This is a genomic window from Methylocystis sp., assembly GCF_051062815.1.
GTDB lineage: Bacteria > Pseudomonadota > Alphaproteobacteria > Rhizobiales > Beijerinckiaceae > Methylocystis.
The window spans coordinates 143,539-169,443 of sequence record NZ_JBPFDU010000074.1 but is presented as its reverse complement, the minus strand read 5'-3'; the positions used below and the strand labels follow the sequence as shown (position 1 = coordinate 169,443).

The following is a 25,905-nucleotide window of genomic DNA, read 5'->3' as shown; positions in this document are numbered from 1 at the left end:
GCTCCTTTTCGCGAAACGCCGATCGTTAGCGTCCCCTCTCCCGCTAAGCGGGGGAGGGATAGGGAGGGGGTTGTGGGTCGCGGCGCTGCTCGCAACTTTGATCGCGCCCGCCCACGCCTACAAGGCGTACGTCAGCAACGAGAAGGGCAATTCCATCACCGTCCTCGATACGGAGAAGATGGAAGCGACAGCGACCGTGAAGGTCGGCCGACGCCCGCGCGGCATTGCGCTCAACAAGGATGGCTCCGAACTCTATATCTGCGCCGGCGACGACGACGCCATTCAAGTGCTCGACACGAAGACGCTCAAGGTCACCGGAAAGCTGCCCTCGGGCCCGGATCCCGAGCTCCTGGCGCTCAGTCCCGATGGCGACGTGATTTATGTCTCGAACGAAAACGACAATCTCGTCACGCTGATCGACGTGAAGAAGAAGGAAATGATCGGCGACATTCCCGTCGGCGTCGAACCCGAGGGCATGGCCATCAGTCCCGACGGCAAGCTGCTCGTCAACACCTCGGAAACGACCAATATGGCGCATCTGATCGACACGCAGTCGAAAGAGATCGTCGCGAATATTCTCGTCGATGGCCGGCCGCGTTTCGCCGAGTTCAAGAAGGACGGTTCGGAGCTGTGGGTTTCCTCGGAAGTCGGCGGGACGGTTTCGGTCATCGATCCTACGAAACGTGAGTTGAAACAGAAGATCGCCTTCGACATTCCGGCGATGTCGAAAGAGGCGATCCAGCCGATCGGCATTTCATTCACGCGCGACGGTAAACGCGCCTTCGTCGCGCTGGGGCCAGCCAATCGCGTCGCGGTGATCGACGCCGAGACGAAAAGGATCGAAAAATATCTGCTCGTCGGTCAGCGCGTCTGGCACCTCGCTTTCACGCCCGACGAAAAATATCTGCTCACCGCCAATGGCGTCTCCAACGACGTCTCGGTGATCGACGTCGCATCGCTCAAAGTGGTGAAGTCAATCCCGGTCGGCGCTTTCCCCTGGGGCGTCGTCGTGGCGCCGCAATGACTCCCGCGCTCGCGATCAGAAATGTCAGCCACTCTTATGGCGCGCGCAAGGCGCTCGACGACGTCAGTTTTTCCGTCCCGGCCGGCAGCTTTACGGTGCTGCTTGGATTAAACGGCGCGGGCAAGAGCACGTTGTTCTCGCTGATCACGCGGCTCTACGCGGCGCGTCACGGCGAGATTGACATCTTCGGCCATAACGTCATGCGCGAGCCCGGCGCAGCGCTACGCCAGCTTGGCGTCGTCTTTCAGGCGCGCACGCTCGATCTCGAACTCAGCGTGATGCAGAATCTCCTCTACCACGCAGCCCTGCACGGCATCGGCCCGATCGACGCGCGCCGCCTTGGACAGGCGGCGCTATCGCGCGCGGGCCTCGCGGACCGCGCGAAGGACAAGGCGCGCTCCCTGTCTGGGGGACAGATGCGCCGCGTCGAAATTGCCCGCGCGCTGCTGCATGATCCGCGGCTGCTGCTTCTTGACGAGCCGACTGTCGGGCTCGACGTCAAGGCGCGCGCCGATCTCCTCGCGCTTGTCCGCGGTCTGGTGCGCGATCAACATCTCGGCGTTTTGTGGACCACGCATCTTGTCGACGAGATCGCCGACGATGATCAGGTGGTCATTCTGCATCAGGGCAAGGTGCTCGCGACCGACCGGGCGCGGGAGATCGTCGCGGCGCAAGGCGCGGCGAATATTGGCGACGCTTTCGCGCGCATCGCCGGGATCGGTCAGGAGAAGCTTTCGGCATGAGCGAAATTGCCGCGCCGAGAGGCTTCACCCTTCGCCAATATCTCATCTGCCTCTCGGGAGTCGTCTGGCGCGAGGGCCTGCGCTTTCTGCATCAGCGCGAACGCTTCGTCTCGGCGCTGGTGCGCCCGCTCGTCTGGCTCTTTATTTTCGCGGCGGGGTTCCGGCAGGTGCTCGGCGTTTCGATCATCCCGCCTTACGAAACTTACGTCCTTTACGAGGTCTATATCGCGCCCGGCCTGATGGCGATGATCCAGCTGTTCAACGGCATGCAGTCCTCGCTCTCGATGGTCTACGACCGCGAAATGGGCAGCATGCGCACGCTGCTCGTCTCGCCCTTTCCGCGCTGGTTTCTGCTCGGCTCCAAACTTCTCGCCGGCGTCGCCGTCTCGATACTGCAGGTCTACGCCTTCCTGGTGATCGCCTATTTCTGGGAGATCGAGCCGCCGACGAAATGGGGCTATCTCACCCTGCTGCCGGCGCTCGCGCTCAGTGGCCTGATGCTCGGCGCGCTCGGCATGCTGCTGTCATCGCTGATCAAACAGCTCGAAAATTTTGCTGGCGTAATGAATTTCGTGATTTTTCCGATGTTCTTCGCCTCCTCCGCGCTCTACCCGCTGTGGCGCGTGAAAGAGTCGAGCCCCTGGCTCTATTACGTGTGCGAGGTCAATCCGTTCACGCATGCGGTCGAACTGATCCGCTTCGCCTTCCATGAGAAAGTCGAGTGGACTTCGCTCACGATTGTTTTCGCCTACACGAGCGCGTTCCTGGTCGCGGCCATCCTCGCTTATGATCCGGGGCGCGGCATGTTGATGCGCAGGGGCGGTTGAACGGTGGTTTATGCCGGCGTTAGCGCGGACGATGATGGCTGCGCTGAGTTTCGCGATTGCGAATGCGCCCTTCAGGACATTTGCCGTAGCAGTCCCAGCGCCCATGCCGCGCGCCATGCCTGAACCACTCGGCCTGTCCTTCGGTCCAAGGGCTCGCGGCGGCGGAATGCGGCGACAGGAGCATCGCCAGAACGATTGTCATCGCCGCTGATTTCAACATTGCGCCCCCTCCGGCGAAACCACGCCGCGACTATTTCTTCGCGTCCTTCTTCGTGTTCTCCGCCGCGACCTCTTCGGCGACCCCAGGCGGCAACTTGACGCCAGTGGCGAGCTGCGCGCCGAGCGCAATGGCGCGGGCTTCCGTCAGTCTCAAGGCGCAGTAGCCGAAATCCGGCTCGCGCGCATAGGACCGGCACACTTCCTCGCGCCAGGAGGAGAAGCCCGCCTGCTCCTTCACAATGAAGTTGCGGATCGCCTTTTCCTTCTTGTTCTGGTCGTAAAGCGCGCGGAATGTGCTTCGTACCGTCTTCTCGACACGCGCGCGGGCGCCGAGCATCTCTTCGCCCTTCTTGGGGTCGATTTCATCCGCGCTCATCCCCCAGAGTCCTTCGGGATCGGCGCGGCAACCCGCGTCCTTCAGTTCACACGCCTTGCCCTCGTTGGTGACGAGAATCGCGCCGTCAAGAACATCGAATGTGAAGGCGCAGGCTGGAAATGCGATTTGATAGCGCCGCAATCCGGTGTCGCTCTGGCGGGCCGTGAGCTTCAACGGCGTTCCGGCCACTTCGACTCGGCAGGCTTCGCCGGAGCGCCGCAAATCGTCCCCGACGAGCGTGACCTTGGCGACCTGCAGGTCAGCTCCGGCACGGGAGAATTCTATGGCGCTGCCCTCGCCGTCGCGTTTGAGAATTTTACCGACGATCGCGTCTTCGGTGGGCGCCTTGGGCATGATGGCCGGCCCCGCGGCCGCTCCCATCTCGCCGCCAATGGACCTTTTCTTTGCTTGTCCGGGACTGGCGACCGTCCCTTCGGGAGTCGGGGCGACCGCCCCAGGCAGCACAAGCTGTGCTCTGGCAGGCGGGATGCCCGCAGCCATCAGCGCCGCCGCGCCGAGAACGCAAGCGCGACGCGCGGTCAGAGTGCCAAACCCAGATCCAAACATAGCGATCGCCACCCCTCGGCCGCAGCCCGGCCCCTGCCCTTGCGGCGAGACGCGCGCTATCGAGGCGCCAGCACCATCACCATCTGCCGTCCTTCCATGGACGGTTCGAGTTCGACCTTGGCCAGCGTGGCGGTCTCAGCCTTCACGCGGGACAAAAGCCGATAGCCGATGTCCTGATGCGCGATTTCGCGGCCGCGAAAGCGAAGAGTGACCTTAACCTTGTCGCCTTCTTCGAAGAAGCGGCGCACCGCCTTCATTTTCACGCCGTAATCATGGTCGTCGATGCCGGGCCGAAGCTTTATTTCCTTAACCTCGACGACTTTCTGTTTTTTGCGGGCCTCGGCGGCCTTCTTTTGCTCGGCGAAGCGAAAACGCCCGTAATCAAGAATTTTGCAGACGGGGGGCGTGGAGTTGGGCGCTATCTCGACGAGATCGAGTCCCGCCGCTTCGGCGATGCCCAGCGCGTCCGGCAATTGGATGACGCCGTGATTTTTCCCCTCGGAATCGATTAGCTGCACTTCTCGCGCGCGAATTTCCCGATTGATGCGCGGCCCTTCCTTCTGGGGGGCCGCGATGCTCTTCATTGGACGGCGAATGGATCATCTCCTTCTCTTGGCCAAAAGCCGGCCGCTGAACCAAAGGCGCGCCAAGCTGAGCAAAGGCGCAGAACAGCGACTGCCGGACGCAGGGGTCCGGGACCATTGAACAGATTCCCACGCCAGCGCGCCAAGTCAACCGTTACTGGCCCCGACAGGCTGCTTTTTGCGACGGGAACGTCGAATATTTTAAACAAAGCCCAAAATCAGCTCATTAACTTTTTCCGGCGCGTCTTCGGGCGTCCAATGCGACACGCCTGGCAGACGCTCGATCCGCAGATCGCGAACATAGCATTCCGTGCCGTCAAGACAGGACTCGCCGAGCGCCACGTCCTGCATCCCCCAGACCAAAAGCGTCGGCGCATCTATCGGCGCATCGAGGTCTTCCGCCGCCAGAATGTCGCGGCCCGCGGCGCGATACCAATTGAGCATGGCGCTGGCGGCGCCCGGCGCCGCGACATTGGCGCGGTAGATGTCCATCGCCTCTTTTGCGAAGACGCCGTCCCGACCTGCGGCCCGTTGCATCAGCCACTCGGCTCCCGCGCCGCGCCGCGCCGACAGCAGTCGTTCAGGCAGCCAGGGCACCTGAAAGAAGGCCGCATAGGCGGACTTCAGCTTCTGTCTCCATTCCTGTTCGAGCGCGCGCAGGAAGCACTGGGGGTGCGGAATATTCAGAACGACGAGAGCGTCGATCGGCCGCAGCTTGCGAATGGCGACGACCCAGGCGACGAAACCGCCCCAGTCATGGCCGATAAGCGAGACCGAGGCGGGATTCGCGGCGTCGATCAATCCGGCGACGTCGGCTGTCAACGCCTCGAGCGAATAGGCGTCTTTCTCCACGGGGCGCGTCGTGGCGCCATAGCCGCGCTGATTGACCGCCCAAACGCGATATCCGGCGGCGGCGAGCGGTCCGACGAGATGACGCCACATGACGGCGTGCTGGGGAAAGCCGTGCAAGAGCAGCGCGAGTCGATCGCCCGCGCCCGCCTCGAAAACCTCGAACTCTATTCCGTTCGCCGGAACGACGATCCGACGCGCCTTGAGAAGCGTCGCCGCCGACGTCACATCTGGCCCGCTAACGCCGGGCAGCTCGGACAGGGCGACCCGCCCGCCATCGCGGCGCAGCTCTCCGCAGATTCGCCGCCTGCGGCAGGTCGCGCGATGAGCGACAACTGGCGCTCGACATGGGCGCCGCCGCAAGCGGGGCACTCGGGAATCTCGTCGAAACGCGACAGAGTCTCGAACTGATGCGCGCAGTCACTGCAGCGATAGGCGAAAAGCGGCATGAGTCCCTCTGATCTGCCGAATTGACGATCCGCCGATTTTACCGGCCGGCGCGCCTCGCGCAAGGCGGCGATTCGACATAGGCGAGCATCCAGCGATCCCGCCGCGCAACGGCGGGATCGCCGCCCGCCGCTCGAATCCGCAGTTCCTCTCGCAAGGCTGGGTGGTTGACCTTTGCGGCCAGTCGGCAATAGCGCCGAAATTCCTGCGACGCGCGCCGGTCGACGATCGCGAGAGCAACCGCGCGAAGGCGCTCCGCCTGATGCTCGGTCAGCGCCATGCGGTTGATGAAACGAATGAGATCGGCCTTGGCGTAGCCAGAGCCGAAAAACATCGGATCGGCTTCAAGAAAGCGAATCACGCCCTCAAGTCTACGCGCGTCGCCTGCTTTCAGTCGTTCGAGATCCTCTCCGAAATCACCCGGATAGGCGAGCCGCAATGCGTCATGAAAGCGGGCGATCGCCGCCTTCCAGGCGATCGTCGCAGGATCGTTCTCGTCGTTGCGATTCTTGAGTCGCGCGAAAGTGCGGCCGATTTCCTGATGCGCCGCGCGCGCCGCCGCCGCCCGCTCCTCGTAATTGAAGCGCCATTTCTTATCCATACTTCTGCGAATGCCAGACCCATGAGGCGAAATATGCGTTTTGACGCACACGAAGGAGATGGCCCGTGCGCCCACGCTGGCGCGCTAGATTCCGTGCAACGATTCGGATTGGAGAAAATCGGATGACCTATCGCGCGCCGCTCGACGACATTGTTTTTGCGCTTCGCCTCGCAGCCGGCGAAGGCGCGATCGAGGCGGACGGCGTCTACCGCGATCTCGCTGACGGCGTCGCCGAACAGACGCTGGCCGAGGCGGCCAAATTCGCCGAACAGGTTCTGCTGCCGCTTGATCGGATCGGCGATCGCGTGGGCGCGACATACGCCAATGGCGCCGTCACGACGCCTCCCGGCTGGCGAGAGGCCTACGCGCAATGGAAAGAAGGCGGCTGGAACGCCATCGCGGCCGGCGAGGACTATGGCGGACTGGACCTCCCTGCCCTGCTCAACGCCGGCTGCACGGAGATCTGGAACGCAGCCAATATGGCTTTCGCCGTTTGCCCGCTGCTCGGCCATGGCGCGATCGAAGCGATGGAGGCCCATGCCAGCGACGCGCTGAAGGAAACTTATCTGCGCAGAATCGTCAGCGGCGAATGGACCGCGACGATGAACCTGACTGAGCCCGGCGCCGGCTCCGATCTCGGATTGATGCGCACCCGCGCCGAACGCGCGCCTGACGGCTCCTATCGTCTCTTCGGCCAGAAGATTTTCATCACCTATGGCGAGCATGATCTTGCGCCCAACATCGTGCATCTCGTGCTGGCGCGCCTTCCCGACGCGCCCGAAGGCACGCGCGGCATTTCGCTGTTCCTGGCGCCGAAATTCCTGCCCGACGAAACGGACGGCTTCACGCGGCGCAACGAAGTGCGATGCGCCGGCATCGAGCACAAGCTCGGAATTCATGGTTCGCCGACCTGCACCATGATCTACGGCGATGAAGACGGCGCCGTCGCCTATCTCATCGGCGAGGAGAACAAGGGCCTCGCCTGCATGTTCACCATGATGAACAACGCCCGACTCTCCGTCGGACTGCAAGGCGTGGCGCTCGCCGAACGCGCGACGCAAATGGCGCTCGGCTACGCCCGCGAGCGCAAGCAGGGGAGCGCGCCCGGCGCCAAGGAGACGAGCGCGATCATCGAGCATCCGGACGTCGCGCGCATGCTGCTGACCATGGCGAGTTCAACGGCGGCGGCGCGGGCGATCTGCTACGAGACGGCCGCCGCGATCGATCGCGCGCATCGCGAAGGCGATCCCGCGCGCGCGACGGCGGCGCATGCGCGCGCTTCTCTCCTGACGCCCGTCGCCAAGGCGTTCTCGACCGATATCGCCAATGAGACGACCTCGCTCGCGGTGCAGGTCTTCGGCGGCATGGGCTATATCGAGGAGACCGGCGTTGCGCAGCTCATGCGCGACGCGCGTATTTGCGCCATCTACGAAGGCACGAACGGCATTCAGGCGATTGATCTCGTGACGCGCAAGATTCGCGGCGGCGACGGCGTGGCGCTCGCGCGCGAGATCGAGGACATGCGCGCCATCGCGGGCGAAGCCGATGTCTCGCGCGAGGCGTTGCGCGAGAGTGTCGAGGCGCTGGCGCAGGCGAGCGCGTTTCTGACGAAAGCCGAACTCGCCGGCGCACTCGCCGGCGCGACGCCCTATCTGCGCCTCTTCGCGCTGGCCCGCGGCGCGACGCTGCTCGTCAAAGGCGCGAAACATGCGCAGCGCGAATCCGATTCGAATGCGGCGCGCTACGCCGCGCTCGCCCGCTTCTTTGCCGAAAATATCGCGATCGCCGCGACGGGATTGGCGAAGACCGTGATCGACGGCGGCGCATCGGTGAACGAGTCGCATGCGGGGCTTGGGGAGTGACGCCCCCTCCCCAACCCTCCCCCGCTTCGCGGGAGAGGGAGCAGGCCGCGCCCGTCATCCACATTTCGCGGAAGGCCAGAAACTCCGTTTCGCGAAAGGCTCGCAATTCCATTTCGCGAAAGGCTGATCGTTAGGGTCCCCTCTCCCATCCGAAGTCGGCTGTTGCCGACTTGGGCGTCGATGCGCAAACCGGGAGCACCCGGTTTGCGAAGCGGGGGAGGGACAGGGAGGGGGTCAGGCGCCGATGAACTCCCCCAGCATTCTCTGCTGCGCGTCGCTCATATGGAGGCCGAGCTTTGAGCGGCGCCAGAGAATGTCGTCAGCCGTCCGCGCCCATTCCTTCTCGCGCAGATAGGCGATCTCCGCCTCGCTCAAGCCGCAGCCGAAATCACGGCCGAGATCGCTCAACGCTCGCGCATCCTTCAATATCTCGAAGACTCGCATTCCATAGGCGCGCCCGAGGCGCAGCGCCAATTCGTCACCGAGAAATGGCTTGTCGCGCTTGAGATCGTCGAGAAATCTGTCGAAGCCTTGCGGCATGTCGCCGCCGGGAAAGATCGCGTCCGCCGTCCAGGCCTCGCCATGCGCGGGAAGAAAGCGCGAGAGTTCGCTCAGCGCATGTTCGGCGAGCCGGCGCGCCGTGGTGATCTTGCCGCCGAAGATCGACAGCGACGGCGCCGCGTCTTCTGGCGCATCGAGATCGAAAGCGTAGTCGCGCGTCACGACGGACGCTTTCAGCGCACCGTCGTCGTAAAGCGGCCGAAGCCCGGCGTAGCTCGACGCGATGTCGTCGCGGGTCGCTGGAACGCGCAAGAAATGGTTGAGCGAATTGAGAAGATAGTCCGTCTCTGCGTCGCTGATCGCCACGGCGCCGGGCGGGCCGTCGTAGGAAACGTCGGTCGTGCCGACGAGCGTGAAGTCGCGTTCATAGGGGATGGCGAAAACGATGCGGCCGTCGGGGTTCTGCAGGATATAGGCCTGCGGACCTTCGAAGAACTTGCGCAGAACCAGATGCGAGCCCTTCACGAGCCGCACATGTTTGCGCGAAGGAATGCGCAGCGCGTCTTCGATCACCTGCGACACCCAGGGGCCGGCGGCGTTGACCAGCGCGCGCGCCTCGATCGCCTCGCCGTCCGCGAGCGTCGCGCGCCAGCGGTCGCCCTGTCGCGCTGCGTGAACAAGCCTTGCGCCAACGCTGATCGTCGCGCCGCGTTCCGCCGCGTCGCGCGCGTTCAACACGACGAGGCGCGAATCGTCCACCCAGCAATCGGCGTACGTGAAGCCCACGCGGTAAGCGTCGCGTAGCGGCGCGCCGAGCGCATCCTGCGAAAGCCTCACCATATGCGAGGCTTCGAGACGCTTGCGGCGCGCAAGATGGTCGTAAAGAAAGAGTCCGAGTCGCAGCAGCCAGACCGGCCGCAGCCCCTTCTCATAAGGCAGAACGAATTTTAACGGCCAGATGATGTGCGGCGCGGCGGCGAGCAGCAGTTCGCGTTCGGCGAGCGCCTCATGCACCAGACGAAATTCATAGAGCTCGAGATAGCGCAGACCGCCATGGATGAGCTTCGTCGAGGCGGACGACGTGCCCTGCGCGAGATCGCCCTGCTCGACGAGCCTGACGGCGAGGCCGCGGCCGGCGGCGTCGCGGGCGATGGCGCAGCCGTTGATCCCGCCGCCGACAATGAGAAGATCGTAGATCATGGCCGCCCTCGATTCGAAGCGGCCATGACTATAGCGTTATCCCTGCGGACGGTTCGCCTGCTTGTGACGCGCGCCGCCATTTGCGGGGCGCTTCTGTCCATTGAAAGAGGCGCCCGGTCGCTTCGCGGCGGGACGCTGTCCCTCGCGCCGCGGATGCTGCGCGCCGTTTCGATGCGGCGCTGGCGAATTCGGCCTCTTGGGCGCCGGGCGTGCGGAGTCGCCGTCATCCTGGCGGGCGCCTTCGGCGCGCCGGTCAGTAAATTCAAGCGTCTGACGCGTCAGCTTTTCGATGGCGCGCAGCAACGGCCGCTCGCCATTATCGCAAAGCGAAATCGCCTGGCCGGTCGCGCCGGCCCGCGCAGTGCGGCCGATGCGATGCACATAGGCTTCTGCAACTTCGGGCAATTCGAAATTGACGACATGCGTCACGCCGTCGACGTCGATGCCACGCGCGGCGATATCGGTCGCGACAAGCACCCGCGTGCGGCCCTTGCGGAAACCGTCGAGAGCGCGCAGCCGCTGGCTCTGGCTCTTGTTGCCGTGGATGGCGTCGGCGCCGACGCCGGCGCTCTCCAGATGCTGCGCGACGCGATCAGCGCCGCGCTTGGTGCGCGTAAACACGATCGCGCGCGATATCTCGCGGTCGTTCAACAGTTCGACGAGCAGGTCGCGCTTGGCGCCGCCCGAGACCAGATAGACATGTTGCGCGACACGCTCGGCGGTGGTCGCCGCCGGCGTCACCGAAACTTTCGTCGGATCGCGCAGCATGTCGTCCGCGAGCGCGGAGATCTCGCGCGGCATCGTCGCCGAGAACAGCAGGGTTTGGCGTTGCTTGGGCAATTTCGCGACGATCTGACGGATCGGAACGATAAATCCGAGATCGAGCATATGGTCGGCTTCGTCGAGAACGAGCACTTCGGTCGTTGCGAGCCTTAAGCGGCCGCTGCCGAGATGGTCGAGTAGACGCCCGGGCGTCGCCACCAGAACGTCGAGGCCACGCGCCAGCATTTCATTTTGCGGACGATGCGACACGCCGCCGACGATGACGCCGACGCTTGGGCGAAAGAAATGGCCGTAAGAACGGAAACTATCGGCGATCTGCGCCGCGAGTTCGCGTGTCGGCGCGAGAATCAGCGCGCGCGCCGTGTTGGGCGCCGGGCGGCGCTTATCGGCCAGCAGCCGTTGCAGTATCGGCAGAGCGAAAGCCGCCGTCTTGCCGGTGCCGGTCTGGGCCACGCCGAGAAGGTCGCGACCTTGCAGAAGCGCGGGAATAGCCTGCGACTGGACCGGGGTGGGAGTGGTGTAGCCTTCGCGCTCAAGCGCGCGCAGCAGGATCTCGTTCAAGCCGAGATCGGAGAATGTCATCACGTCAGTTGTTGCTTTCAGTTGTCGATTCGAGCCACGAGGACCGGCGAGGAGAGCGCCAGCTCAGGACCAAAAAAGAGTCGGCCCCGCGTAACGGGCCTCGGCGTGGGAAAAGGGGGCGCTCGACAGCTCGTCGACGGAAACGTCGACCTACGCGGCTGGAGCGCCTCATGCTGCGGCGCAGCGCAGTCTTCATACAGGAGCGTCGCCTCAGGGTCAACATTCCGTAAGACCGCGGCGTCGGCCGCGACAAGCTTCGTTCGGGCTTCTATAAGCCGAGAAGCGGAACGCCGACGGATTTAGCCATGAACGCCATTGCAAATTTCGACAGCGCGGAAATTCTCAATACGTTTGTGTCGCTGCTCGTGGCGTTCGTTCTCGGGACCGCGATCGGCGCGGAGCGCCAGTATCGGCAGCGCACCGCCGGGTTGCGGATTAACGCTCTCGTCGCGCTCGGCGCGTCCGCTTTCGTCGATCTCGGCATGCGGCTCATGGGCAATCAGGGCGCGACCCAGGTGCTGGCCTATGTGGCGTCGGGCGTCGGCTTTCTCGGCGCTGGCGTGATCATCAAGGAAGGCATGAATATCCGCGGACTGAGCACAGCGGCGACCGTCTGGTGCTCGGCGGTGACGGGCGGCTTCGCCGGCGCCGACCGTCCGGCGGAAGCCCTGTTGCTCGCGGGTTTCGTGCTCGCCGGCAACACGATCCTTCGACCGCTCGTGCGTCTGATCGAACGTACGCCGATCGACGAAACCGCGACGGAAGCGATTTATGATGTCCGCGTCACCGCGAGCGGCGCCCGACGCGACGCCATTCGCGACATATTGATCGAGCGGCTCGAAGCCGCCTCTTATCCGATCCAGGACATTGCCGAGAACGAACGCGAAGACGACGTCGAGATCGTCGCGACGCTCGCGACGTCGAGCGCAACGGGCGGACAGCTTGACGCCGTGGTCGAGGCGCTCGCCGCGCTCGACGGCGTCTCGCACGCGACCTGGTCCTCTCGCACGAGCGACTGAAATCGCGCCGCGAGCAAGCAGCGCCGCCATCGCACCCGTGATTCATGAATTTGACCCAGAGCGGACGTTTCCCGTCGAGGCTTAGGCAAGGATGAGTTGCGGTTCGGAATGCTCTTCCGCCGAAGCGCCGCATGGCCTAATGGCTACGCAAACTTTCTTTCCGGGGTCCCCTGCACACATGATTCGTCTCGAAAACATCGGCAAACAGAACGGTCATCAGATCCTCTTCATCGAGGCCTCCGCGACGCTCCTTAAGGGCGAGAGGGTCGGCCTCGTCGGTCCCAACGGGGCCGGCAAGACGACGCTCTTCCGGATGATTTCGGGACAGGAGCATCCCGACGAGGGCCAGGTGGCGGTCGACCGCGGCGTGACCATCGGCTACTTCAATCAGGACGTCGGCGAGATGACTGGCCGCAGCGCCGTTTCGGAGGTGATGGACGGCGCGGGTCCGGTCAGCGCGGTGGCTTCCGAGCTGAAGCAGCTGGAGGACGCCATGGTCGATCCTGACCAGGCGGGCGACATCGAAGAAATCATCGAGCGTTACGGCGAGGTGCAGGGACGCTTCGAGGAACTGGACGGCTACGCCCTGGAAGGCCGCGCGCGCGAAATCCTCGCGGGCCTGAGTTTTACGCAGGAGATGATGGACGGCGATGTCGGCGCGCTGTCGGGCGGTTGGAAAATGCGCGTGGCGCTCGCCCGCATCCTCATCATGCGCCCCGACGCCATGCTTCTCGATGAGCCAAGCAACCATCTCGACTTGGAAAGCCTCATCTGGCTCGAGGAATTCCTCAAAGCCTATGAGGGCGTGCTGCTGATGACGTCGCACGATCGCGAGTTCATGAACCGCATCGTCACCAAGATCGTGGAAATCGACGGCGGCGCGTTGACCACCTATTCGGGCAATTACGTGTTCTACGAACAACAACGCGCGCAGAACGAGAAGCAGGCGCAGGCGCAGTTTGAGCGTCAGCAGGCGATGCTCGCCAAGGAAATCAAGTTTATCGAGCGGTTCAAGGCGCGCGCATCGCACGCCGCGCAAGTGCAGAGCCGCGTGAAGAAGCTCGAGAAGATCGACAGGGTCGAGCCGCCCAAGCGCCGTCAGACGGTTTTGTTCGAATTCCCGCCAGCGCCGCGCTCCGGCGACGACGTGATCACCCTGAAGAACGTGCACAAGAGCTACGGCGCCCGGAGAATCTACGAGGGACTGAACTTTCAAGTGCGCCGCAATGAGCGGTGGTGCGTCATGGGCGTCAACGGCGCGGGCAAGTCCACGCTGCTGAAATTGGTGGCGGGCTCCTCGCTGCCGGACGACGGCGCCGTCGCCCAGGGCGGCAGCGTGAAAATGGGCTATTTCGCGCAGCACGCCATGGAGTTGCTGGACGGCGAGCGCACCGTGTTCCAGTCGCTGGAGGACTCTTTTCCTCAGGCGGGACAGGGCTCGCTGCGCACGCTGGCTGGCTGCTTCGGCTTCTCCGGCGACGATGTGGAGAAGAAATGCCGGGTGCTATCAGGCGGCGAGAAAGCGCGACTTGTCATGGCGAAAATGCTTTACGACCCGCCGAACTTTCTCGTGCTGGACGAACCCACCAACCATCTGGACCTGGCGACCAAGGAGATGCTCATCACGGCGCTGTCGCAATATGAGGGCGCCATGCTGTTCGTCTCGCACGACCGGCGCTTCCTGGCCGCGCTATCCAATCGGGTGCTGGAACTGACGCCCGACGGCGTTCATGTTTATGGCGGCGGCTACACCGAATATGTGGCGCGCACGGGCCAGGAGGCGCCCGGCCTCCGTAGCTGACGACAGCGCGGCCGGCGACAAGAGCTCGCACCGACGTGAATCGCGACGCCCTGACTCATGTGCTCAGGCTGGTGACTCCGAGGCGAACAGAATTTCTAATTCTGAAATCTTGATCGGTTTAACGAAATGCCGGTCAAATCCAGCCTCGGCGCTTCGCTCAAAGTCCTCGGCCTGGCCCCAACCCGACAACGCTACGATGAAGAGAGAATCTCCGCCGGGAAGCTGTCTGATCCTCCGGACAGTCTCGTAACCATCAATCCCGGGCATGCCGAGATCGACAAAGACGATGCGGGGCTGGAATTTCGGGATGACGTCCAGCGCCTCGGCTCCGCCAGGAACGACCTGCACCTCCATCCCAAAGGAGGCGATCAGTTCGCCAGTGAGCTTGCCGACAAGGTGTTCGTCGTCCACGACCAACACCTTCGTCTGGGACGCGCGCCGCTCCCTTGTATTTTGCGCGGGTTCAACATTCGCCGCAACGGGCGCTTCGCTCAATGGAAGCCGGACGATGAACTCGCTGCCCTTATCCGCGCCGCCGCTTCGGGCTTCGATTGCGCCTCCGTGCAGCGTTACAAGACTACGGGTGAGCGATAGACCGACGCCAATCCCGCCTTGAGCCCTTCCGAGATTGCGATCGACCTGGGTAAAGATGTCGAAAACCCGCGTGATCATTTCGGGCGGAATGCCGACGCCCGTATCCTTAACGATAACCACCGCGGAACCACCGTCCCGCGTCACCGTTACGTCGATCGCGCCGACATCCGCTGTATATTTTGCGGCGTTGTTGAGAAGATTTACAAAAACCTGACCCAGACGAATGGGATCACCCTCGATGAAAAGCTCTGTCGAGGGCGCATGAAATTGCTTGCGATGTTTCCCCGCCTGAAGTTTGTCGGCCCCATGTTCAAACACTTCGCGCACGAGCGAGACAAGATCCAGGCGCTCCTTGTGAAGCTCTAACTTGCCGCGGCTGATGCGCGAAACTTCCAGAAGATCGTCGACAATACGCGTGAGCTGTTGAGTTTGCTTCTCGATCGCCGATAGCATGTCGTCGCCACCCCCGTCGGGTGAGCGCCGCTTCTTGATGTGAATCGCCGCGCAAATCACAGCGAGAGGATTGCGCAACTCGTGGGCCAGCACGGCGAGGAACTCATCCTTGCGGCGGTTGACCGTCTGCAGCGCGTCCAGCGCATCGCGAATGGCGTATTGCAGACGACGGGCTTCAATCGCGTTCTTGAGCGCGCTGATCAGCGAGCGCTTTTGCGCAGGACGTTCGATGAAACCTATACTCGGGCGCTTTTCGATCGTTCGTAGTAAAGCCAAATCTTTTTGAGCGTGGCCGCGGGCGAGAAGCAACACCATGGGCAACTGGGACCACGCCGGTTCAGGACCGAACCACTCGTCCCAGGTCACCGCGCGCTCGCGCGGCAACGCCTCCTCCGCCATAAGAACGCAGCCTGCGCCTTTCGCGATCTCCCGGCGCAGCTCTTCTTCGTCGCTGCAAACGCAGGTGGAAAGACCGCTACGATTGAGCGCGTCTTCGGCGAGCGCGGCGTCGCGTCCCGTTGGCGTCATAATCAGAACGCGCAGGCTATCCTCGGCTCTCGGGATGACCTCCGCTGCGCTGCTCTCCGCCATCATTGAATCGAAACGATGGACTCAGGATGATACACAGGCGTCCCCGTTAGGACCCCTGTAAAACCAGTAAGCGGCTCGCTGACGTCGACGCCCCCCGCTCTCATCGTCAGTTTCCGGATCGTGTGCTCATGTTGGCCGCTACGCTTTTTGACGATCGACAAGGCCTTGTGCAGCGCGCCGTTAAGCTCGAAAAAACGAAGCAGGAACACATTGTCGGCCAAAAAGCTGAAGTCCATAGGCGAAGAGAGCTCCGTCCCGAAAATTCCGTGCTGTGTCAGCGTCATAATGGTGACAATCTGACGACGGGTTAAATAGGAGAGCAACTCCCGGATGTGAAGAATAACATTCGGTTCTTCCATCGAGGATTGCATATAGCCGTTCAGCGTATCCATCACGACGAGCTTCACGCCCTGCTTCTCGACTCGATCCATGACCAGGGCGGCGATTTCGCCGACGCTCAGTTCGGCCGGATCGAGATGCCTGAGTTCAATGCGGCCGGCTTCGACTTCAGCGCGCATGTCTAGGCCCAATCCCTCGCTGCGACCGATATAGCTCTCCTCGCTCTCGTCGAATAGAAAAAGCGCGCAGTTCTCGCCGCGCTTGGCCGCGGCCATCGCGTAGAGCGATGATATGGTTGATTTTCCGACGCCTGCAGGCCCCGCGATGAGCGTGTTCGAGCCCCGGGGAAGTCCGCCTCCGACAAGCGCGTCAATCTCTGCATTGCCGGAGCCGAGCGCCGGCGTCGCCACGAGGCTCGAAAAGCTCTGTGCGACGAGGCGGGGATGCACGGTCAGCCCTCCGGCGGCGATCGTTACGTCGTGTGAGCCGCTCACATAGCTGCAGCCGCGCAGTTTGATCACGCGCAATGCGCGTCGGTCGGCCCCGTACGAAGACTGTTTTTGCCGCAATTCGATGATGCCGTCAGACAGCGTCTGGCTGCGAAGATCCTTTTCCGTCATCGATGCTTCATCCAGCATGACCGTCGTGCAGTCGCGCGCCGCCATGAAGTCGCGAATACGCTTCAGTTGACGCCGATGGAAAGCCGGCGTCGGCGCTACGACACGCAGACTCGAGATCGTATCGAGCACGAGCAGCTTCGGTCTCAACCGTTCGACTTCGGAAAAAAGATGGTCGAACGTCTCGCCGATCTCGACCTCCGCTTCCGGGAAGAGCGTGTAATCGAGCCCTTTGTCTTCCGCGCTGGATGGCTCCGACAGGCCGGTGATATTGATTCCGTCGAGACTCCATCCGTGCGACGCGGCGATCGACCGCAACTGTTGCGGCGATTCGGCGCTCGTCGCCAGCAGACAGCTTTCCCCGGCGCGAACCGCCTGGATCAGGAACTGGAGCGCCATGGTCGTCTTGCCGCTGCCGGGCGCACCTTCAACGAGAATAAGAGAGCAGCGCGGAAGACCGCCGTGAAGAACCCTGTCGAGCCCCGGAACGCCTGTCGCAAAACGCGGGGTTGTCTCTATCGGCACGGACACTGTGGCTCTCCCGATAATCGTTAGTGTTCAGCTTACAGCACGGCAAGTATTCGACAACATTGCTTTACGCTATGTCTCCCCTTCCGCGGCCTAAGAGCCCATCGCAGCCGTGGCCGCAAGGGCGTTGAAAGGGTATTCAGAAGATAAAACACGGCTTCGCGCTCTCAACCCATCTTGCCCCCAAACCTTTTCCCGCTTAGCGTCTTCGTCCGAGTGCCGGTCGATTCGTCGAGTCAGCTGTCGTGAACGCTGAAAGTTCACGCTTCCGAGGGATCAGAACATGGATCGGGACACGCTCAGCGATATCGCCGAATCCGCCCCGTTGTCGGACGCAGGGGCCGAATTGCGCAGCTCCTCCGCTTCCGCCGCCAGCAAAACGTCGATCAGCGTTCCGGCGCAACTCGTTTCTCAAGGCGCGCACCGCTTCTACGCGCTGGTGCTGCCGAGCAGCCTGCTCGCCGAGACCTGCACGGTCGAACCACGGGTCGAAAATCCGGCGGAAGGCTTCCAGCGCCTGCTCGATCCAAAGCGCGCGAAGTCGATCGCCAAATATATCGACGCCGGGTTCGGCACGGTTCCCGGCGCCGTGGTTCTGTCGGCGCAGTCGCGCGCGCATATGCATTATGACCGCGCCGCGGGAGCTCTGACGTTCCGGCAGGACCCCCGCGCCTTCCTCATCATCGACGGGCAACATCGCATTTTCGGCTTCAAGCTGGCGAAGCGCGCCGTCGACGTGCCGGTGGTGATCTACAATAAGCTGAAGCGATCGGAAGAATGCCGGCTGTTCATGGACATCAACACCAAGCAGCGGCCGGTGCCCAATGAGCTGTTGCTCGACATCCGCCGCCTCTCGGAAGTCGAGACGAAAGCCGACGCGCTGCTGCACGACGTCTTCGATCTTTTTCACACACGCGACGACAGCGCCCTCAAGGACCTGCTGAGTCCGGCGGAACGGCGCAAGGGCACGATTTCGCGCGTCACGTTCAACGCCGCGCTGCGCTCGATCAAGGGCGCATTCGTCGACGCGCGGGCGGAGGAAGTCTACGCGGTGCTCAACGCCTATTTGCGCGCCTGCCGGCACGGCCTTGGTTTGCACAACGCCGACGAGCAGATCACGCATCCGGCCCTGTTCAAGGCGCTGGCGCTGCTGTTCGCCAATGTCGCCGAGCGCGTCGCCGATCGCCACGGCGGAAAATACACGGTGACGAACTTCGAGGACGTGCTCATTCCCTTCTTCAAACGATTGAAGAAATCGGATCTACCGCGCGCCGGCATGAGCCATGTCGCGCTGCACGAGCATTACGGCAAGGCGCTAAGCGCCGGCTTCCTGATCAAACAGTGGCTCTTCTCTTGAGACGAATGGGCAGACGTCTTTTTCCGCTTCGACAACGCCGCGCATGGTCAGCCCATGCTCGGTCTTTTCCCAGTGGAAAGGGCGGCGACAGAGTTCATAAAGGGCGCGCCAGGCCGCGATGCTCAGCATCATCAGCCACAGCGGCAGATAGAGAAGCGCGCGGCGAAACCGCGTCAGGCCGCGCCGGCGCATTCCCATGGCGAGCGGCAAGATCAGCGAGATCGCACCGGCGATCGCCAGACAGCACCACAGCGTGCTCAAGGCGATTTCAAATGGCGCGACCGGCGCCAACAGTGCCCCAAAGATCGCGTCATAGGTCATACGCGCCGCCAGGAAGGGGCCGAGCAAAGGACCAAACAATCCGCTGGCGAACATTGCGAGCACCGCGATCGCGCGCCGGGAACCGAGATCGACGAAAAGCCGCATAGGCCGACGGCAATGCACGATGAATGTCTGCATCCAGCCTTTGAACCAGCGCGTGCGCTGTTTCACCAGCGCAGCGAAGGCCGCCGGCGCCTCTTCGAAAGTTTGCGAGGCGAATGTCCGCACCTCGAAGCCCGCGCGCGCGAGCCGCAGGCCGAGATCCGCATCTTCGGTGACATTGAAGGCGTCCCAGAAGCCGATGTCGCGCAGAGCCTCGATGCGAAAGTGATTGGACGTGCCGCCAAGGAAGAGCGGCATTCCCATCGCTGCGAGGCCCTTGTTGTAGACGTCAAAAAGCGCCGCATATTCAAGCGCGAACATCGCCGTCATCCAGTTCAGCTCGCCGTTGTCGATGACAAGGCTCGCCTGCAGGCAAGCGACGCTCGGCGGCGACGCGGCGAAGAGCGTCGCCGCTCGGCGCAATTGGCGTGGCTCGGGCAAATCCTCCGCGTCGAACACCGCGACGAGCGATCCCCGGGCAAGCGGCATGGCGACGTTGAGAGCGCGCGGCTTGGTTCGCGGAGCGCCCTCGGGCGCAATCACGATCTCATGCGGCGCATGCGGCGGATGCGACCGCAACGCCGCAGCCGTTGGTTCATCGTCGGCTTCGATAATAAATTTTATGTCGAGCTTTGCTCTCGGATAGTCCGGTATTATGGCGCAAACGCCACAAGCGATCTAGCCGGCAACGCCTTATTTTCTGGGCATGGCCGAGATTCGAACCGTCACCACGCTGCGCAGAAAGCGCGACGAAATCATATCCGTCATCAAGCTCTATGAGCGCCAGCTAGAACAAGCCCGCGCCGACCTCGCGCATGTCTCTGCGGCGATGCGGATATTCGACGCTGGCGAAGACGTGAAGCCCTACGTCGACATTCACCGCATCTTTAAGCGGACAGAGAAGATCGCCCTTTGTCGGGAAGCGCTCGCCGATGGCCCGATGACGACGAAGGAACTGTCGCTGTTCCTGATGCGCAAGAAAGGCTTCGATACGGGCGACAAGGTTCTTGCGAAGGCTATCGCCAACAATCTCATTCATTCGCTGCGAATGCAGGCTATGCGCGGGCGCATCGTCATGGACGGGAAGCGGAAGGGCGTTTGTGTGTGGCGGCTCGCTGGTCAAGGCGAGCCGCAGTTGATTTAAGTCTAGCGTTGCTTCCGGGGCCAAAAGCTTGATTTTTTCGGCAAAATTCTTGGCGAGTCGGCGCTCGGCAGCAGCTTGTGGAGATATTGAAGCGCAGCGCCGTCTCTCGACCGGAAGTAATCTATTGCGTGCTTTGGAATCCAAATTTCGCGCACGTGACGTCGAAAGTCGGCCAATAGAGATTCCGGATAAAGTTTAGCCGGCACAACGCGTCCATCAGGATATCTATGAAAGTAGACTGGAAGCGCATCAGTATCGAGACCCTTCTCATCTCTCAGCCATTTGCAGAACAAACGCCCAGACGAGATATCTGGCACCATTTCTGGCGGTAACCGATATCCGAATTTTTCCAAGGGGGCGATGAGCATGATCGAAAGCTCGGCGAGAATTGAAAAATAGCCCGCCGGCACCTGATCATTGTTTAAGAGATATCGCTGCAAGTGGTAAGGGAGACTGGCGGCACTTGGCCCGCTTCGGCCAGACATCCAGTCGTAAACCCACTGACTCACCTTAACGGCGAACTCAGGCGACAACCATTGTGCTAAATGGATTGCAACCTGCGGATGAACCCAAGTTCCTTGATGTTCTGGCGTTCCTCCGCTAACTGATTGAACTAGTTCCGTTGTGGGAATCTGCACAACGGATGAAAGTTCTCCAATGAACGCTGTGGTTGTGCCGAGCCGATTGTAATCTGGCCATCGCTTCCCCGCCGCCTTACACATGGCGGTTGCGTTGATATAGCCATCCTTCACGCGCTGCTGGATTATCTCTTTCTCGACGACATGCGGGATCAACTCAAGGTGTGTCTGCATAACTTTTCTGTCAGTTGCGACCAAAAAACGCTGGCAGCGCATCGCCCTTTCGGCATAGGGTTCCTCTTGTTCAGGGAGGGAACGGGCCACCGGCTCGGTCTCGGTTTCCGGGGCCGCTAGCGACTCGCTGGCGGCCTTTTTTGTGCCGATTCGTGAAATCTACGATTGGCACTCGCGCCAGTCCATTGCCAACATCTATTGTCCAACAGAAATTCGCATAGAAGCGTATAAGCATATCATTATGCCGCGACATGCCGCTGCCAATAACCCGTGAAATCCGGGCTGGCCTTTTTCTTCGTCATCAAGCTTGCAAGGCGCTCAACCTGTTCGCCGTTCGACATGCGGCGGTGATCCTCACGCCATGACGCTTCCTGCGCATAGCGGAGCAAGTAGACGCCGGCGACGTGATGGTGGTGGCCGATCTCGGCGCGGCGCAGGCGCGAGAAATAGGACTCCGCGTCATTCGTGCACGCGCCATCGTCGGAATAGGCTTCCTGATGATTGATGCGCTTCATTTCGAAGTTGGCGTGCAGCGCATCCCAAGAGCCGGCCTCATCGGCATGGACGATTGAGCCTTTGGCGATACGAGCGCGGATGAAATCGAGCGCATGGCCTTCGGCGCGGAAGACGGCCGGGACCGAGCGCCCGTCGCGGGCGCGGACGATGACGACGCATTGGCGCTTACCGGTTTGATTGACCGCAAGGCGTCGGTCGCGACGGTTCTCGCGCATGTTGGCCGGCTTGACGTAGCCGCCGAAGTAGCCGCCGTCGATTTCCACCTCCTCGCCGGCGCCGCCGACAACACGGCCTTTCATTTCTTCGGCCATCGCTTCGCGCAGTTTGTGCAACAGGACGAATGCAGCCTTGTAGGACGTGCCAAGATCGCGAGACATGGCGAGAGCGCTCTTGCCCTTCACCTCGTTTGCGAAGATGGCGATAGCGGCGAGATAGACGCGCAAGGGCAGTTTGTGAGACGCAAAGAGCGTCCCGCTCGTCACGCTGAAATCCTTCGCGCAGGCGCGGCAACGGAAGCGCTGCGCGCCGCTCGGGCGGCGGCAGTCATAGGCGTCGACGCCGCCACAGTGCGGGCAGACCGGCTTGCCCTCAGTCTCGGGCCAGCGCACGCGGCAGAACATCGTCTCGGCGTCCGCATCCGACATGCGGAAGATCGCGGCGAGCGAGAGCGTCTTAGCGGCGCGGGAGAGAAGGAAGTGTTGCGACATGTCACCACATCCGATGATGTTATGCATCGGATATAGCGGTAGACGTAGCCATAAGCAAGGACTAATATCATCACATACGATGATATTTTGAGGTCCCTATGGCGGCGAAGTCAGACCCGGCGACACAAGCCTATGAGACGAAAGCGAAAAACCTCTTGAAAGGGGAACTGAAGCGACGCGGCGTCACCTATGCGCAGCTTGCCGAAAAGCTCGCCACAATCGGGGTCAAGGAGACAGACCGGAATCTAAACAATAAGATCAGCCGTGGCGGGTTTACTGCCGCGTTTCTGATCCAATGTTTAGAGGTCGTCGGGTGCAAAGCGCTTCGTTTAGACGAGGATTGATTGCAGCATTCGCAATAGCTGGTTCGCTATCCGCAGGCTTCGCGAAGCCAACCCAGAAACAATGCCCCGTAGTGGAAAATGGCGAACGATGCCGGGAGCATGACGCCGCCTATGGCGCGGGGGAATGGCCACTTTCCCGGCAATCCGAGAATGCCGCATTGATTGCCGTGAATGAGCCTTCCAAGGCCTACGAAGATAAGCAACCCCGTAAGGATGCCGAAGACACCGGCGAAGACAGAGTGATAGCGCGCCAAGGCGCAAAGGCCACCGAAAGACAAGCCGACTATGCTGAAATCAGCCTTTGGGTTGGTGGCCTCGCGGCCATCGCTACTGCGTGGGCTGCTATCGAAGCTGGCAAGGCCGCTAGGGCATCGGCCGCCGCTGCCACTGAAGCTGTTAGGTCGAACGAAATCGCGCAAGATATCGGCAACACGCAACTCAGAGCCTACATTTCCATCGAAAGTGCCTGTGTAAACAATTTCGTGCAAGGGCAGAACCCTATCTCCGATTGCAAAATAAAAAATTTCGGACAAACACCCGCCTATAAATATTCTGCTGTTATGAGCGGAATATTCGTTCTTGAACGATACGCGCAGCATGTCATCGACTATTATATCAATATGATTGAACGTATAGTTACGGTTGGCCACGAAAACAATTATATACTTGGCCCAGGCGGGGAGATGTTTACCAGAGTCAAGGATGTGTGCCTCATAAGCGAGGCTGAATGGGGAGGCCTCGATACTGGGGAGTTCAATATTTACGTGTTTGGAAGAGTGCAGTATGTCGACGCTTTCAACAAAAATAGATTCATGACGTATTTTATGCATGGGGATAGGCGACATACCCATAGCAATGAGCCCATCTGTCAAATGCATCTCTACGAGCGCGGCAACAACGCAAATTAGGAATGTGATTAGCCCGCCACGGGCAGCCGCGATCACTCAGCGGCTCCCGTTGTGGCGTTTGCGCCATAATACCGGGATAGTCGAAACGGTCGATCGCTCGAGCGAGCTGGCGCGCCACGGCGGCTTCCTGGTAGAGCGCAAGCACGATCGTGTAGATCGGCAGTTGCGCCTCGCTTTCCAGCGGTTCGGCGTCTGCGCAGTGTCGCAAGCTCGCCGCGCAGGCGAAAAGCCTCAGAAACACGCCGCCAAAGAATGCGCCTGCAAGGAGCAAAGCCGATGCAAGGCGTAGAGAGAAGAAGGGCGCGTAAAGGCTCGCCGCCAGTCCGACCAGCGCGACGAGCAGCAGTCCCACCTGTCCGCGCCGCAAGCCGCCGCGCGCGCATAGGTCCCTGTCGACGCGCTCGACGAGAAAGGCCGCGTTGCGCGCGACCTTGGCCGGATCGGCGCGGCGCACCGCCTCCAAGAACCGCGTCCGTGTCGTGATGGCGAAGAGCGGCCGGCCTCTTGCCGCACGCCGCGCGCTCATCAACCGGAAGACGCCGCTGCCGCTCGGCGCGAACAGCCACAGATATCCGCTCAACGGATCCCGAACCCGCGCGTAGCCGCATTCGGCCGTCGCAACGCCCGACGCGGCGACGTCAATAGGGCTGTCGATGAAGTCGACGTTGAGATGCTTCGCCAGCGCCCGATAGAAGACATCCTCGCAGACGAGCCCCTCGGCGAGCAGCGCTTCGTCGGCGCAAACGCCCTGGCGGCGCGCCGTCGCAGCGGCGAATTGCAGCACCTGCTCCGGCACGCCGTGCGCCGAAAGAAAGGCGATTTCGATGGGAATGGCTCTCGACGCGGTCGCGCGCGACGGCGACGGCCGGCGAACGGCCGAGGAGTCAGCGAGCGCCCGGCGTCTGAAAGGCTGAGGAGGAAGTTCGTCCTTGATCTGCGAAGCAGAGGAAGCAACACTATCGATCGGCACAAAATTCATGCAATACATCCGGCAAGCGCAAGCAGCCTTCGCGCGACTATCGACCTCCAGCAGGGGCCACGCAATTCTTATTATGCGCCGTCTCACCCAGCCGCGCCGAACCGGTCTTCTCGCCTCCATTCGTGCGGCGCTCGCCGCGCTGTTCCTGACCTCCTGCGTCACGGCTGCGGCGGCTGACGGCGCGCCGCCCGCGTCGACGCCGCCGGCCGCGAATGCGCCCTCATTTTGGGACCCCAACCGCACGCCGGAAAAGCCGGATGTTTCCGGACTGCGCCAGATCCGCTTCCTGACCGAGGATGACTATCCGCCGTTCAATTTCCTGCTTTCGGATGGGCAGGTCGCGGGTTTCAACATCGATCTGGCCAGGGCGATCTGCGTCGAACTCGACACCGCCTGCACGATCCAGCGGCGGCGGTGGGATCTGCTCGTTCCCGCGCTCAACGACAATAGCGGCGACGCCATCATCGCTTCGCTCGCGATCAATGACGAAACTCGAAAACAGGTCGATTTTTCCGGACCTTACATGCTGACGCCCGGCCGCTTCGCCATGCAGGCCGATACGACCCTGACGTCGGCTTCTCCCGCCGCGCTCGCCGATCGTCCGATCGCGGTTGTCGCGGGCTCGCGACACGAGGCGTTTCTGCAAGCCTTCTATCCGCGCTCGACCTTGGTGACGTTCGAAACGCCCGCCCTCGCCCGTAACGCGCTCAAAAACGGCCGCGTTCAGGCGACTTTCGGCGACGCGATCGCCCTTTCCTATTGGCTGAACGGCGCCGAAGCGGCCGGCTGCTGCGTCTTTCGGGATGGCCCCTTCACCGATCCGAAATATTTCGGCGAAGGCGTCGGCATCGCCGTGAAAAAAGGCAATACGCCGCTGCGCCGGGCGCTCGACTACGCGCTCTCCCGCCTCGCCCAGCGCGGCGTTTTCGCCGAGCTTTATCTGAAATATTTCCCCGTGGGGCCGTTCTGAGCCGCGCCGCCCAGCAATAGGGCGATGGCGCCGCGCGCGCGGCCGATGGCGGCGCCGAGGATCTCGGACTTCTCGGCGGCGCTCGCATCCGCGCCGCGCAGCGCCTGCTCGTACGCCTCCGCCGCCTGCCCCACCTCAAAGGCGCCGATCGCCCGCGCCGACCCCTTGATGGTATGCGCAAGCCCGATGCGCCAGTCGGCGTCGCCCTGCGCGGCGGGGGAGCGCAAGCGTTTCGCAAATTGCGCCGCCTGTGCGTCGAAAAGTCCCAGCAGCTCCCGTTCGAGATCATGATCGCCGAAGGTCTGTCGGGAGAGATGGACAAGGTCGATCGGCGACTCCGCGTCGGCCTCGGAAAACGGCTGCGGTTGAGCTTCGCAATTTAGAAACGTGGAGTCCGCCAGTTTCGCCATCCCCATTCCTGTTCCCCTTGATATCTATCGCAAAGCGGTTCGTTTTGCAGCCCCGCAGAAAGGCCTGCCAAAAGCGGCGCTCAGAGTGGAGACTGGCGCGTCTATCCTGAAGGGCGCGTTAACGAAGTTTCCCGATACGGCCCCGCCGGATGTTTCAATTGCCAGGGATGGGCTGTAAAGTTTGGTTAATCTTTATTCACTGGCGGTCGCTGAGCGGCGGGCCGTGAG

Annotated in this window: 26 protein-coding genes; 11 read left to right on the top strand and 15 right to left on the bottom strand. The window is 62.1% G+C overall.

The window, feature by feature from the left end:
• The first annotated feature begins 70 nt into the window (after positions 1–70).
• Genes ACR65W_RS13120 through ACR65W_RS13110 form a run of 3 tightly spaced genes read left to right on the top strand, consistent with a single transcriptional unit; the run spans position 71 to position 2,594 of the window.
• A complete protein-coding gene (locus ACR65W_RS13120; RefSeq protein ID WP_434500838.1) occupies positions 71–1,024 on the top strand; it encodes a YVTN family beta-propeller repeat protein in 954 nt (317 codons plus the stop codon).
• Positions 1,021–1,767 (top strand): ATP-binding cassette domain-containing protein, encoded by a 747-nt coding sequence (locus tag ACR65W_RS13115; RefSeq protein WP_434500837.1) that lies wholly within the window; start codon positions 1,021–1,023, stop codon positions 1,765–1,767. The genes ACR65W_RS13120 and ACR65W_RS13115 overlap by 4 nt, the downstream gene beginning before the upstream one ends.
• A complete protein-coding gene (locus ACR65W_RS13110; RefSeq protein WP_434500836.1) occupies positions 1,764–2,594 on the top strand; it encodes an ABC transporter permease in 831 nt (276 codons plus the stop codon). Before ACR65W_RS13115 ends, ACR65W_RS13110 begins: the two co-directional genes overlap by 4 nt.
• Positions 2,595–2,613: 19 nt before the next feature.
• Here ACR65W_RS13110 and ACR65W_RS13105 read toward each other — a convergent pair whose 3' ends face one another.
• The 6 genes from ACR65W_RS13105 to ACR65W_RS13080 all read right to left on the bottom strand — a co-directional run bounded on the left by ACR65W_RS13105 (position 2,614) and on the right by ACR65W_RS13080 (position 6,237).
• On the bottom strand, positions 2,614–2,814 hold the full coding sequence (locus ACR65W_RS13105; RefSeq protein WP_434500835.1) for a hypothetical protein: 201 nt from the start codon (positions 2,812–2,814) through the stop codon (positions 2,614–2,616).
• A 30-nt stretch (positions 2,815–2,844) separates the two neighbouring features.
• Positions 2,845–3,690: a hypothetical protein gene (locus ACR65W_RS13100; RefSeq protein WP_434500834.1), complete on the bottom strand. Its 846-nt coding sequence runs from the start codon at positions 3,688–3,690 to the stop codon at positions 2,845–2,847.
• A gap of 122 nt (positions 3,691–3,812) precedes the next feature.
• Positions 3,813–4,340 (bottom strand): translation initiation factor IF-3, encoded by a 528-nt coding sequence (gene infC / locus ACR65W_RS13095; RefSeq protein ID WP_018408763.1) that lies wholly within the window; start codon positions 4,338–4,340, stop codon positions 3,813–3,815.
• Positions 4,341–4,541: 201 nt separating this feature from the next.
• Positions 4,542–5,417 (bottom strand): alpha/beta fold hydrolase, encoded by an 876-nt coding sequence (locus ACR65W_RS13090; protein ID WP_434500833.1) that lies wholly within the window; start codon positions 5,415–5,417, stop codon positions 4,542–4,544.
• Positions 5,414–5,638, bottom strand: a complete 225-nt coding sequence (locus ACR65W_RS13085) for an FmdB family zinc ribbon protein (RefSeq protein WP_170162493.1) — start codon at positions 5,636–5,638, stop codon at positions 5,414–5,416. Before ACR65W_RS13085 ends, ACR65W_RS13090 begins: the two co-directional genes overlap by 4 nt.
• A 38-nt stretch (positions 5,639–5,676) precedes the next feature.
• Positions 5,677–6,237 (bottom strand): hypothetical protein, encoded by a 561-nt coding sequence (locus ACR65W_RS13080; protein WP_434500832.1) that lies wholly within the window; start codon positions 6,235–6,237, stop codon positions 5,677–5,679.
• A 122-nt stretch (positions 6,238–6,359) separates the two neighbouring features.
• Here ACR65W_RS13080 and ACR65W_RS13075 point away from each other — a divergent pair, with 122 nt between their 5' ends.
• Positions 6,360–8,099 (top strand): acyl-CoA dehydrogenase, encoded by a 1,740-nt coding sequence (locus ACR65W_RS13075; protein WP_434500831.1) that lies wholly within the window; start codon positions 6,360–6,362, stop codon positions 8,097–8,099.
• 234 nt (positions 8,100–8,333) lie between these two features.
• Here ACR65W_RS13075 and ACR65W_RS13070 read toward each other — a convergent pair whose 3' ends face one another.
• Both ACR65W_RS13070 and ACR65W_RS13065 read right to left on the bottom strand, forming a co-directional pair.
• Positions 8,334–9,800 (bottom strand): glycerol-3-phosphate dehydrogenase, encoded by a 1,467-nt coding sequence (locus ACR65W_RS13070; RefSeq protein WP_434498352.1) that lies wholly within the window; start codon positions 9,798–9,800, stop codon positions 8,334–8,336.
• Between the two features lie 36 nt (positions 9,801–9,836).
• A complete protein-coding gene (locus ACR65W_RS13065) occupies positions 9,837–11,165 on the bottom strand; it encodes a DEAD/DEAH box helicase (protein WP_434498357.1) in 1,329 nt (442 codons plus the stop codon).
• Between the two features lie 305 nt (positions 11,166–11,470).
• On the opposite strand from ACR65W_RS13065, the gene ACR65W_RS13060 reads away from it, so the two are divergent.
• Together ACR65W_RS13060 and ACR65W_RS13055 are read left to right on the top strand one after the other, a co-directional pair.
• Positions 11,471–12,184 carry an MgtC/SapB family protein gene (locus ACR65W_RS13060; protein ID WP_434498351.1) on the top strand — a complete coding sequence of 238 codons (714 nt, stop codon included), beginning with the start codon at positions 11,471–11,473 and terminating at the stop codon, positions 12,182–12,184.
• Positions 12,185–12,362: 178 nt separating this feature from the next.
• On the top strand, positions 12,363–13,985 hold the full coding sequence (locus ACR65W_RS13055) for an ABC-F family ATP-binding cassette domain-containing protein (protein WP_434501478.1): 1,623 nt from the start codon (positions 12,363–12,365) through the stop codon (positions 13,983–13,985).
• 63 nt (positions 13,986–14,048) lie between these two features.
• Here the strand turns inward: ACR65W_RS13055 and ACR65W_RS13050 are convergent, their stop codons facing one another.
• Together ACR65W_RS13050 and ACR65W_RS13045 are read right to left on the bottom strand one after the other, a co-directional pair.
• Complete coding sequence (locus ACR65W_RS13050; RefSeq protein WP_434502723.1) at positions 14,049–15,626, bottom strand: hybrid sensor histidine kinase/response regulator; 1,578 nt, start codon at positions 15,624–15,626, stop codon at positions 14,049–14,051.
• Positions 15,623–17,110, bottom strand: a complete 1,488-nt coding sequence (locus ACR65W_RS13045) for an ATPase domain-containing protein (RefSeq protein WP_434501472.1) — start codon at positions 17,108–17,110, stop codon at positions 15,623–15,625. Before ACR65W_RS13045 ends, ACR65W_RS13050 begins: the two co-directional genes overlap by 4 nt.
• A gap of 280 nt (positions 17,111–17,390) precedes the next feature.
• On the opposite strand from ACR65W_RS13045, the gene ACR65W_RS13040 reads away from it, so the two are divergent.
• Entirely contained in the window at positions 17,391–18,464 is a 1,074-nt protein-coding gene (locus tag ACR65W_RS13040) for a DGQHR domain-containing protein (protein WP_434501471.1), read from the top strand.
• Here ACR65W_RS13040 and ACR65W_RS13035 read toward each other — a convergent pair.
• Positions 18,423–19,541 carry a glycosyltransferase family 2 protein gene (locus ACR65W_RS13035; RefSeq protein ID WP_434501477.1) on the bottom strand — a complete coding sequence of 373 codons (1,119 nt, stop codon included), beginning with the start codon at positions 19,539–19,541 and terminating at the stop codon, positions 18,423–18,425. The two genes, ACR65W_RS13040 and ACR65W_RS13035, sit on opposite strands and share 42 nt — an antisense overlap.
• 52 nt (positions 19,542–19,593) lie before the next feature.
• Between ACR65W_RS13035 and ACR65W_RS13030 the strand changes: the two genes are divergently transcribed.
• The gene (locus ACR65W_RS13030) at positions 19,594–20,031 is read left to right on the top strand and encodes a hypothetical protein (protein WP_434501470.1); all 438 of its coding nucleotides are present in this window, start codon (positions 19,594–19,596) and stop codon (positions 20,029–20,031) included.
• 2 nt (positions 20,032–20,033) lie between these two features.
• Here the strand turns inward: ACR65W_RS13030 and ACR65W_RS13025 are convergent, their stop codons facing one another.
• Positions 20,034–20,933 carry a KilA-N domain-containing protein gene (locus ACR65W_RS13025; RefSeq protein WP_434501469.1) on the bottom strand — a complete coding sequence of 300 codons (900 nt, stop codon included), beginning with the start codon at positions 20,931–20,933 and terminating at the stop codon, positions 20,034–20,036.
• A 149-nt stretch (positions 20,934–21,082) separates the two neighbouring features.
• On the bottom strand, positions 21,083–22,093 hold the full coding sequence (locus ACR65W_RS13020) for an IS1595 family transposase (RefSeq protein ID WP_434501468.1): 1,011 nt from the start codon (positions 22,091–22,093) through the stop codon (positions 21,083–21,085).
• Positions 22,094–22,164: 71 nt separating this feature from the next.
• Between ACR65W_RS13020 and ACR65W_RS13015 the strand changes: the two genes are divergently transcribed.
• A complete protein-coding gene (locus ACR65W_RS13015; RefSeq protein WP_434501467.1) occupies positions 22,165–22,410 on the top strand; it encodes a DUF6471 domain-containing protein in 246 nt (81 codons plus the stop codon).
• Positions 22,411–22,481: 71 nt separating this feature from the next.
• Complete coding sequence (locus ACR65W_RS13010) at positions 22,482–23,318, top strand: hypothetical protein (protein ID WP_434501466.1); 837 nt, start codon at positions 22,482–22,484, stop codon at positions 23,316–23,318.
• Here the strand turns inward: ACR65W_RS13010 and ACR65W_RS13005 are convergent.
• The gene (locus ACR65W_RS13005; RefSeq protein WP_434501465.1) at positions 23,233–24,297 is read right to left on the bottom strand and encodes a hypothetical protein; all 1,065 of its coding nucleotides are present in this window, start codon (positions 24,295–24,297) and stop codon (positions 23,233–23,235) included. The genes ACR65W_RS13010 and ACR65W_RS13005 overlap by 86 nt on opposite strands.
• A 73-nt stretch (positions 24,298–24,370) precedes the next feature.
• Between ACR65W_RS13005 and ACR65W_RS13000 the strand changes: the two genes are divergently transcribed.
• Positions 24,371–25,267 carry a transporter substrate-binding domain-containing protein gene (locus ACR65W_RS13000; protein ID WP_434501464.1) on the top strand — a complete coding sequence of 299 codons (897 nt, stop codon included), beginning with the start codon at positions 24,371–24,373 and terminating at the stop codon, positions 25,265–25,267.
• Here the strand turns inward: ACR65W_RS13000 and ACR65W_RS12995 are convergent.
• Complete coding sequence (locus ACR65W_RS12995; RefSeq protein ID WP_434501463.1) at positions 25,234–25,677, bottom strand: Hpt domain-containing protein; 444 nt, start codon at positions 25,675–25,677, stop codon at positions 25,234–25,236. The genes ACR65W_RS13000 and ACR65W_RS12995 overlap by 34 nt on opposite strands.
• Positions 25,678–25,905 lie beyond the last annotated feature (228 nt).